This window comes from Microseira wollei NIES-4236 (assembly GCF_020521235.1).
Classification (GTDB): domain Bacteria; phylum Cyanobacteriota; class Cyanobacteriia; order Cyanobacteriales; family Aerosakkonemataceae; genus Microseira; species Microseira wollei.
Genome location: NZ_BLAY01000254.1, coordinates 1 through 10021, shown reverse-complemented (window position 1 = coordinate 10021; position 10021 = coordinate 1). Strand labels below are relative to the sequence as shown.

The window sequence follows — 10021 nt, the reverse complement described above, 5'->3', positions numbered from 1 at the left end:
AGCTGCACCACAAGACTCTTGGGTGCCCTGCCCCGGGCACGGCGTAGCAAGGCGCTGCAGCTGCACCACAAGACTCTTGGGTGCCCTGCCCCGGGCACGGCGTAGCAAGGCGCTGCAGCTGCACCACCAGACTCTTGGGTGCCGTGCCCCGGGCACGGCGTAGCAAGGCGCTGCAGCTGCACCACCAGACTCTTGGGTGCCGTGCCCCGGGCACGGCGTAGCAAGGCGCTGCAGCTGCACCACCAGACTCTTGGGTGCCCTGCCCCGGGCACGGCGTAGCAAGGCGCTGCAGCTGCACCACAAGACTCTTGGGTGCCGTGCCCCGGGCACGGCGTAGCAAGGCGCTGCAGCTGCACCACCAGACTCTTGGGTGCCGTGCCCCTACTGGGGGCGTGCTTGTCCCCTGCTGGCTGAAAAATTCATCTTTCGTCTGCACAAGAAATGCACAATTGGAATCTAAGCTGAGACCATAGTAGAAGTTTGAGCCTAAACGGCGATTTTTTGCCCGTGCAAATGCCAATCAAGGAGTATCTACTATGGACATCTCAACTCCATCCCAGTTATTTGATTTCGGCTATTCTGATGCCAAGGTAGGGAAGCAGCCACAATCAAACGCCCTCTTATATCTCAAAGGTTACGCTGCTGGATCTGTAGCTGCGGATCAAGTCTTGCTGGATCGCTTAGCGCGGATTCGGCAAATCAAAGCCTCGCTTCAGGTACAGTTCGCTACTGCCACAACTTGTGGCTTTTGACTGCCTCAGGACTTACCGCAAGACGAGAAAAGAAACCCGGTTTCGACCGTCGATCTCTGGTTGCCAAACCAACGATTTTTCATAGAAACCGGGAACTTGCGCGTAAGTCCTATGCCTGAAGTTGCACCAGCAAAGGTTCAGCTTGTTAACTAGCAAGCTCGTGAGTCAGTGATAGGGATAATGCGAGCGATCGCTTGCAGTTTACTCAGTTCTCGCACCAGGCGCTGTGCTTGGTGCTTGTAAAGCGGTAATCCTAAGGTGGCGGGTAAGTTATTCATCAAATTTCTAGCCGTACCGAGATCGCATCCAGAAATGCGAGCGATCGCATTCGCACCCTCAAAAACACTAGCAGGAAATAAAGCCTTTTCTACACGCACTTTAAAGCGCCGCCAGACAATGCTAACTGCACCTTGCTCAATCCGCCGCAGTCCTTCAATCGTGGCTAAAATTATTAAGCGATCGCCCAGAGCCAGTCTAGTATCATCCCCAGGCATAAAAGTAGCAAAATCGGGGGGTTTATGATATAAAATCGGCACAACTCCGTAGCCATAAGCGACTTCAGCGAGTAAAAATCCATTCAGAGTATCGTTCGCTTCAATGCGATATTCTGCCACCAAAACCGTTTGGTTGAAAAGACGAAACAAACTGAGAATATTTTCCCCAAATGCTGCGCCAGCAAATGCTTCAGCCGCCAACGCATTCGCGTGCAAAATGTGAGCCTTGGGCAACAGATGGGGCAAATTATCGGTCAAGCGTTGCTCAAACGTGCGAATAACCAAATGACTGTTCGGATTCGCAGCACGCGCCATCAAACCGATTTCTAAATTCAGCATTTCATCATCGGTTTCCACGATGACGCTTTTTGCTGTAGCGAGATTTGCCTTGGCTAGAGTTTCGTTTAAGTTGCCAACTATTAGGGGCATTTGAGGCAAAATCTTCTGGTCAAAATCTGAATTTAAAAAAATGCCAACCAGGGGTTGCTTGAATTCTTGCAACAAGGTTGCTACCCTTTGACCTAACCCATCCAGTCCGATGATTACCACGTGATTTTGTTGGGGAATGGGGGGACGCCGCTGGCTCAACTCGAATCTTGCCACTAAAACTTTTTCGGTCAGCAGCGCATAGAAGAAGCCTACAAAAATCGTGCCTGCTGCTGTGAGGATGATGCTGAATAAGTACAACCACCACGGGATGGGAAACGGCATTTCTAGCTGCCCAAATACATTATCAAAGCCTCCCATTAGCAAGACGATGGTAAGATTTAAAGCGTCTTGCAGCTTTGTTCTATCCTTGTAGCTAAATTTAAACAGAATTGTGCCGCCGATCAACAAAGTCAAAAGTACAATGCCAGAAATGGTCGCGACTCGCCTGGTTTGTTCTTGCGCGATCGCTTCCCAAACTTTCACCAATTTATGCTCAATGTTTCTCCAGTTTAAGCTTTTGAATCTTGCTAACAAACTGGAATAATTCTGCGGAGTAACTTTTGCCCATTCCTGAGAATTACTGGCAGATGGCTCAGTTGTTTCGATATAAACTAGAGTGTCTCCTGCTTGGACTCGTACATCTGGCTCCCATTCGTGGAACGATTTAGCAGGTTGAGCCGAATTAGGAGTATGACATAAAATCAGACGCCTGTGGGTATTGAGTTCGTGCAGCAAACGCACATTGCACCAGCGATCGCTCGGTTGCACTTGGTGCAATACAACCCGCAGCCACTGTCCATCTAGCTTAAAGGAACCCAACGCCTCACTTCCTAACGCCGCCAGCGCCAAAGCAGCTGCAGGCATCTGAGTTGGCTCCAAAGCGACATAATTACCTAATTGTTCTGCTAATAATTGATTCAAATTTTCTTGCGCCGAACGAACAACTAAACGAGTTTGGCGATTGAGTTCCCGTACCTCCAAAGCTGTTTCTATATTCACCCGCTCTTTACTGGTAACGATTAGCACAGCCCGACACTGCCGGATATTAGCTTGTTCCAACACGCTTGGTTGGCGGCAGTCTCCAATAATTAAGTCATCCAATAAACGCGGCAGGTTGGGAATTTCCCAATTTTTGGGCGTCGCTTTATCTATCCCACTCACGCTGACGCCAAATTCTTTTAACGCCGCAACGCAATGCTGTCCCACACTGCCTAATCCACAGACCAAAAACCGCTCTAATCTTACCTGGGAACTTGCTGGTATATCCATTTGTCCCACCAGTTGTCAAGATGCACCTGTTTATTATAGGCGAGTCCCCTATGAGGAGCGGGACTTATATCAAATCCGGTGGCATCGGAATGATTAAAATTGGTTGTAGGGAACGGGAGACAACCTTCGAGTTTCCTCTCCCAACGATTTTTCTTAGAAACCGGGTTTCTTGGTGCGATCTCTAGATCTAAAGCGACAATTTTTCATAATGGACTTACGCAAGTGTCACAATAAAAATATCCATTGACGTTTGTAGTAGGCACTTTAGTGCCAATTTTGAAGCGCTCAAGCGCTTACTACGAACACACTGATGTGCCAGATGCGTAAGTCCTGTCAGAGAAACTTTGGTGTTTGCGTAAGTCCCGAGGATGACCCACTGAGGTCGGCAGGACGGGTGCGATCGCCCACCAGTTGGCGATCCATCCTCAAACCAGGATTCTCAGGACTTATGCTCATATTCCCAGTTTGTACGCAAAATCCTTGGGAAACGGAACCAGAGATCAACAAAGAAACCGGGTTTCTGGCAACGCCCTTGCGTCAGTCCTGTACTTATCCACGCGGGACTGTCCTCGCTACAAACCAGTTTAGTTTTGAACTATGATGCTGTCTCCCTTATTCCTCAAGCATTTTAATTATTTTTTAATAATGATAATAATACCTATTCTCATCAAGTTTTTTGCTCGTTGATGAGCGATCGCTTTACTGTCAGGTAGGAAAAGTAGGGAAAGTAGGAAAAATAAAATCGTTAAGTTTAGTTTTCTTGGTTGACAGGTGACAGCAAAAGATATATTATCTTGAAAAGATAAAATTTCAGATGTTCTTACGCGATTGTGTGGGGGACAGAGAAGTCTCTATAATACCCTTGTTTTTTGACATTCGTCTCTAGAAAATAGATTTTTTGACAATGGTAGTTTGTGGCAAAATTTTGGTTGATCCGGATGCGCGCACTGTCAGTTATGGCGGTGAAATTGTTAATTTACACCCCAAAGAATATGATTTAATATTGCTATTTTTAAACTACCCCAATCACGTTATAAGCTATGAAGTCATAATCGAAAAACTTTGGGACTTCGATCGGATTCCCACCCATAGTAGTATTAGATCTCATATCAGATCTCTGAGAAAAGCCTTCAAAAAAGTCAATTTTGAGTCAGAAATAGTTGAAACGGTTCACGGAATTGGCTATCGATTAAATCGGTTAATTAACTATCAGAAAGAAGCGATAGCCGAAATTTCACCTTCACTTTCTGTCCTGAAAAAATTCCTCAAATCTCAAGCTATAGAGTATTTAGTTATCGATGAAAACTTTTTGATTAAATCCATGTCGCCATTCCTGCATGATTATTGTGATTATCCCGAAGCTCTCAAGGTGGGAATTGATGCCGGACATGCCTTTCCTGAATTTATTGGGTTTGAAGCAGCTTTCGAGAAAGTCAGAAACAAAGAGTACGAACGTTTTGAAATCCAAGGAGTTGCCAGAAGCTGTAATCCTAACCGACCCGCATATATCAATTTTTATGCGATCGCCGACGATTCAAATAAGCTAGACCAATCTGGGGAACGGCTTTTATTCATCTTTTTTGAAGATGTCTCGGAACACATGATTTACAAGCAACGACTGGTTCAAATAGAAAATGAAACTTATTTACTGTTAGAAAGCGCTAACCGCGAATTTTCCTTACCTAAAGTCCTAGTTTAGGCGCAGGAGTGGCTCGACAATTTTGTCGCAAATCGCACCAGCCCAGAAACTCAAACCATTGTAGCTAAATTTACTTATTAATTCTGCGTAAATATACTTGTGCAACAAACCGGCTTTGATCCCATCTAAGTAACTCAAGTTGCTAGTTATCTCTCTGGGAGCGGCTAATGGCGTTCCCAGGCAGATCCCTGGTCACGAGGCTAATAGCGAGATTGGTAAAAATCCTATATTAGCAATTAGCAATTAGCAAGCTGGCAACGCCAAAGTTTATAACTAGCAACTTGCGTTAAGTAGCGATCTGCGTTTGCAGGGGTAATAAAAGCACTTGCCTTGGGACGCAACAGTTGTCCGCCTCAAGGCAATTTTTGGCATAGGTGCTACCCACGCGCTTTTACCTCGCTTTTCCCTAAGAAATGTAAAGATTTCATGAAGTAAAGCACTTGCTTTGAGGCGCAATAGTTGTCCGCCTCAAGGCAATTTTTGGCTGAATCAGGCGATTTATTGACAAAATCAAGGTTTCAGGAATTAGGCAAAAAACCAGGTTTCTACTAAAAATCGTGGGTTTAGAGGCGCTCGATTGACGCATCACCTTTGTTTTTGACCCCGCGTGTTTAAGTCCTGGATTTTTTAAGTTTATTTATCCAAATTAATCCGTCAGAGAAGCGGTTTTTATCCTCCAGTTTGTTTAGGGTCAGGGATACTTGCTAAGCACAGGCGTCAAGGCTTTTACCCCGATTTCATCAAGTTTGGCTAAACAAGCGGCTTAATGTAAAGATTTCATGAATTTTTGCCAAACAAGGTGAATTTACACAAATTTTGCACAAACGTCTGCAAAAATAATCCCGATAATCACTGAAGTCCTAGTGGGTGCATCGCTGTAAGAAAACCAAAGACCAACGTAGATATACTGATTGATTCCAGATGGAACCAATCGGCGATTTGAACTATGGCACAAGACATTCACGAACTTTCAATTGTCCTGGCGATTGGGAACCACAACCCGGCAATTTTGACCCTGGACTTTCTTCTTGGCGGCGGTATTGTTCCTGCCGATTGGGAACTGCAAAGACCTGTTGTTCTAACAGCCACCTCTGCCCAGGCGGCTTTCAAAAACGGCGTCAATATTGTTGCTAATTCTCAAACGGTCACCTTCTCAGAACCTTTTGGGAAGGATGCCCTGGAAAAGATAGAGATTGCCAAAGTTGCTGGTAATTATGTTTCGAAGCTACCCAATCTTGACTACCAAGCTGTGGGGATTAATCCGAGGACTTTTGCCATCTTTGAAAATCAACCAGAGCGAGCTAGAAAGTTCATTAACGATCTTTTCTATCCTGCCAGTTGGCAAAACATTGGGACTGCACCCATGCAAGCTCGCGTCGAACTTGCTTACAGCTTGGAAGGACGACAACTGAGATTGAGCATTGCGGAAGCAGGTCTGCGGCTATCCAACAACAAGGAAATGCCTGCGGTAATGTTTGCGGGCAATTTCCACTACAACCTAACGGGAGAGGAAGCAGATCGGCGAGTAGGCGCATTGCAACAACGGCTTGAGAATTGGCAGGCAGATTTGGCAGTTTACCGAGAAATTGTTGAGCAAAATTTCTTGGCTAAGAATTCAGGAACAGATGTTTTATTGATTCGGGATGCATCGTAGAGACGGCTTGTCCTACCAATATTAGACCTGTCTTGAAAATAGCAGGTGAGTAGGTCGGCTGCTTGTGCAGGCGACATGGACAGAACTTACGCAAAGAAACCGGGTTTCTAGGTCTCCCAAGCGTAAGTCCTGATGGATTTTCATCGTTTGTTGTCAAGGTAGTTCATCCACGTCTCTGGCAAAAGTATTCAGAAATAAAATTTTGTAAACCGAGGAGTAAATAATGAGCGGTGGTAGTTATTCGATTAAATGGTACGAGCAATTATGAACCGAAATTTAGAAATTCAGGAACTCTCAATCGTCCTAGCAGCAAGAAACCACAACCAGGCGCTTTTAACTCTGGATTTTCTCAAAGGCAGCGGTGTTATTCCAGCCGATTGGGAACTGCAAAGACCCCCTGTTTTCGCAGCGGGGTCTGCTCAAGTCATGTTTGCCAACGGCGTGAATATTGTATTGAATCCGCAAGCGATCGCCTTCTCACAACCTTTTGAGACAAACACCCTTGAGGAGCTAAAAATACCTGAAATCACTGGCAAATACGTTTCCACCCTTCCTAATCTGGAGTACCAAGGCGTTGGAATTAATCCCAAGCGCTTTATCACCTTTGGAGAAGAAGGGGATGGAGCGTACAAATACATAACTGAAACAATTCTTGCTCGCGGCCCCTGGCAAAATTTTGGCATTGCTCCCATGCGGGCGGGGATTAACCTGGTTTACACCCTCGAAGGTCGTCAACTGCGCTTGAGCATTAGTGAGGCGCAAATCAAGCTGCCAGACCAGGTAATTCCCGCAGTGGCGTTTGCTGGCAATTTCCACTACGAGGTGAGGAGTGAGTCTCCACAGCAACGCCTAGAGATCGTCAAGCAAGCGATCGCCCACTGGCAGGAAGATTTGGCAGCCTATAAAAACCTGATTGATAACCAGTTTCTGCCTGGAGTGGAGAAAGGAGAAGTCCCTATATTCTCTGCTCGAGCTATCTAATGATTTGCAGTCATTTTCGATTATTTTGACCAAATAGGAGACATGATGAGTTACGACACTTCTAACGATCCTTTAGCCCTACAGAACGGGGATTTATTAGACAGTCCGCTGGTTACCACGAATAAATCGGACTACGCACCGGGGGAAACGGCAGTCATTAGTGGCAGTGGCTATGCACCGAATTCAACAGTTGAGATAAAGATTGCCGATGCCCCCGACGATTATGGGGATGATGGCGATCGGGATTTTTATGCGCCTATTCAAGTCACGGTTGATGAGAATGGGTTTTTTACGGTGAATTGGACCGTACCCACGGATAATAATGGCACTGGTAGCGGTATTCCCGATGCCTTGAATGCGACCTTGAATTTGACGGCGACTGGGACGGGCGCTGATGGCACCTTTGGCACCGCAGATGACCAGGTGGCGATGACGACGTTTACCGATGCCCAGTTGGCTGTTTGGGCATGGCGCAATCAACCCGGTCCGACTTTAAATACTTGGGACGCTGGCACTACGATTCAGCAATCCAACTCGGTCTACGCCGAAGGCGAAGTCATCCCCTTCCGTTGGACATCCACAGCTGGAGGTGGTGGTGCTCCCAACCTAGTAGAAGGCCAGACCTATACCATCCAACTGGATTATGCTTACGCTGGCGGAACTACGAGTCCACAAAAACTCTTTTTCGACTATCTCACCTCCTACAACAAAACCGAGACTACTACTGTTCCTTTTGGCCCTGGTTCTGACTTAACTGGGTTTCAAACCGGACTCGTTTCGACGGTTGCCATTCCTAACGATAATGGCGACACAGGCGGCACACCGCCGAATCCAGCTACGGTGCCGCATACAGCGGGAGTCTTCACCCTTTTCAACATTAATCCTGCTACCGTAACGTTTAGCCCCTATATTGCCGATCCCGTCAACGCTAATCAAGAAGACAGGCAGCTCAATATCACCTTTACCCCCGACGATGGCGATGGCATTTTAGGTGAGACTCTTAATGTCGGTGTCGCCTGGGGCGGACATCTCGCAACCCAGACCGATTATGGCTTCCAAAATGGTGCTGCCAATTTCCCTGGCGCCTCGCCCCAGATGGTTGTCGATTTTGATCCATTAACATCCGGCGGATTAAGTAATGTCAACATCAATCCGAATGCGATCGTTGCCCAAGGGCAAATTACCATCATCAAGGATGCCCAGCCCAACTCGCTCCAAGATTTTTCGTTTACTCTAACCCGTCCTGATGGAACCACTACCACCTTTACACTTGATGATGATTCAAGTGTGATAGGTGCTGACAGCACTTATTCCAATCAACAAATATTCTTCGGTCTGCCTGAAGGTACATATACCATCACAGAGAATACTGTGTCTGGATGGTCGTTGGCGGGCATAACGCCTATCGAAAACGGCGCAGAAGATACAACAACAGGCGATATCTTCACCACGAATGTAGGTGCGAGAACTGCGACGGTTACGGTTGCTAATGGGGAAGTTTGGACTGTTACGTTTACCAACCAAGTTGCCCTAACTCCCAGCTTCACCATCACCAAGACGGCGGCAGTAGCAGATAGTGGTACAACAGTCGATGCTGCTGGCGATGTAATTAACTACAGCATCGTTGTAGACAACACCGGCGACCAAAACCTAACTGGCGTGACGGTGACAGACCAAGTCGAAAGCTACGGCATCACCAATGCCACCTATGTCAGTGGGGACGCCAACAGCAACAGCACCCTGGATACTACCGAAACCTGGACTTACAGTGCCACTTACACCGTCACCCAAGCCGACATTGATAGCAACGGTGGTGGAGATGGGATCGTCAAGAACATCGCCACAGGGGATACCAGCCAAACCGGCTCTGAAAGCGCCTCTGCCTCGGTGCCGGTAACTCAGCGACCCGACCTCAACATCACCAAGACAGCGACCGTAGCAGATGGTGCAACCGCAGTCGATGCCGCTCTTGATGTAATTAACTACAGCATCGTTGTAGATAACAACGGCAACCAAACCCTGACGGGTGTAACTGTCAGCGACCCACGCATCAGCAATCTCACCCGCACAGGTGGCGACCTCAACAGCGATAGCAAATTGGATGTGGACGAAACCTGGACTTATACAGGTGCCTACACCGTGACTCAAGCTGACATCGACGCCGGCGGTAACATTCTCAACACGGCAACGGCGGATAGCAGCCAAACGCCATCGGAAAGCGCTTCTACTTCGGTGCCGGTGACTCAGCGACCTGACCTTGACATTACTAAGACTGTTAGCAGCATCACCAATCCCAATGGCACTGCTGGTGGCACGACTGTTGACCAAGTTGGAGATGTTGTCCGGTATGCGATTACGGTGGACAACAACGGTAACCAAACCCTGACTGGCGTAACCGTTAGCGACCCACGCATCAGCAACCTCAGCTTAGCCAGTGGCGACAGCGACAGCGACAGTCAGTTGGATGTGAACGAAACCTGGACTTACACAGGTGCCTACACCGTCACCCAAGCTGACATCGACAACGGTGGTAACATTCTCAACACCGCCACAGCGGATAGTACTCAAACAGGTTCTGAAAGTGCTTCCACCTCGGTGCCGGTGACTCAGAATCCTGACCTCAACATCACCAAGACAGCCTCCGTACCCGGTGGCACCGCCGATGTGGTGGGCGAAGTCATCAGCTACAGCATCGTTGTAGATAACAACGGCAACCAAACCCTGACGGGTGTAACTGTCAGCG

General features: G+C 47.5%; 7 protein-coding genes. 6 read left to right on the top strand and 1 reads right to left on the bottom strand.

Going from position 1 to position 10021, the window contains the following annotated elements; all coding sequences use genetic code 11:
- The first annotated feature begins 536 nt into the window (after positions 1–536).
- A complete protein-coding gene (locus MiSe_RS44455) occupies positions 537–752 on the top strand; it encodes a hypothetical protein (RefSeq protein ID WP_226592964.1) in 216 nt (71 codons plus the stop codon).
- Between the two features lie 149 nt (positions 753–901).
- Here the strand turns inward: MiSe_RS44455 and MiSe_RS44450 are convergent, their stop codons facing one another.
- On the bottom strand, positions 902–2944 hold the full coding sequence (locus MiSe_RS44450) for an NAD-binding protein (protein WP_226592962.1): 2043 nt from the start codon (positions 2942–2944) through the stop codon (positions 902–904).
- A gap of 319 nt (positions 2945–3263) precedes the next feature.
- Between MiSe_RS44450 and MiSe_RS44445 the strand changes: the two genes are divergently transcribed.
- From MiSe_RS44445 to MiSe_RS44425, 5 genes are all read left to right on the top strand, one after another.
- On the top strand, positions 3264–3545 hold the full coding sequence (locus MiSe_RS44445; protein ID WP_226592960.1) for a hypothetical protein: 282 nt from the start codon (positions 3264–3266) through the stop codon (positions 3543–3545).
- A 303-nt stretch (positions 3546–3848) separates the two neighbouring features.
- Entirely contained in the window at positions 3849–4643 is a 795-nt protein-coding gene (locus MiSe_RS44440) for a winged helix-turn-helix domain-containing protein (protein ID WP_226592958.1), read from the top strand.
- Between the two features lie 946 nt (positions 4644–5589).
- The gene (locus tag MiSe_RS44435) at positions 5590–6297 is read left to right on the top strand and encodes a hypothetical protein (protein WP_226592956.1); all 708 of its coding nucleotides are present in this window, start codon (positions 5590–5592) and stop codon (positions 6295–6297) included.
- A gap of 264 nt (positions 6298–6561) precedes the next feature.
- The gene (locus tag MiSe_RS44430; protein ID WP_226592954.1) at positions 6562–7278 is read left to right on the top strand and encodes a hypothetical protein; all 717 of its coding nucleotides are present in this window, start codon (positions 6562–6564) and stop codon (positions 7276–7278) included.
- Between the two features lie 42 nt (positions 7279–7320).
- Positions 7321–10021: beta strand repeat-containing protein (locus MiSe_RS44425; protein WP_226592952.1), on the top strand; the 2701-nt coding region annotated here is incomplete at its 3' end.

Bases quoted from the DNA above. Each gene is read 5' to 3' on its own strand.
- MiSe_RS44430 (WP_226592954.1), top strand. From the start codon at position 6,562: ATGAACCGAAATTTAGAAATTCAGGAACTCTCAATCGTCCTAGCAGCA.
- MiSe_RS44435 (WP_226592956.1), top strand. From the start codon at position 5,590: ATGGCACAAGACATTCACGAACTTTCAATTGTCCTGGCGATTGGGAAC.
- MiSe_RS44445 (WP_226592960.1), top strand. From the start codon at position 3,264: ATGCGTAAGTCCTGTCAGAGAAACTTTGGTGTTTGCGTAAGTCCCGAG.
- MiSe_RS44450 (WP_226592962.1), bottom strand. From the start codon at position 2,944: ATGGATATACCAGCAAGTTCCCAGGTAAGATTAGAGCGGTTTTTGGTC.
- MiSe_RS44440 (WP_226592958.1), top strand. From the start codon at position 3,849: ATGGTAGTTTGTGGCAAAATTTTGGTTGATCCGGATGCGCGCACTGTC.
- MiSe_RS44455 (WP_226592964.1), top strand. From the start codon at position 537: ATGGACATCTCAACTCCATCCCAGTTATTTGATTTCGGCTATTCTGAT.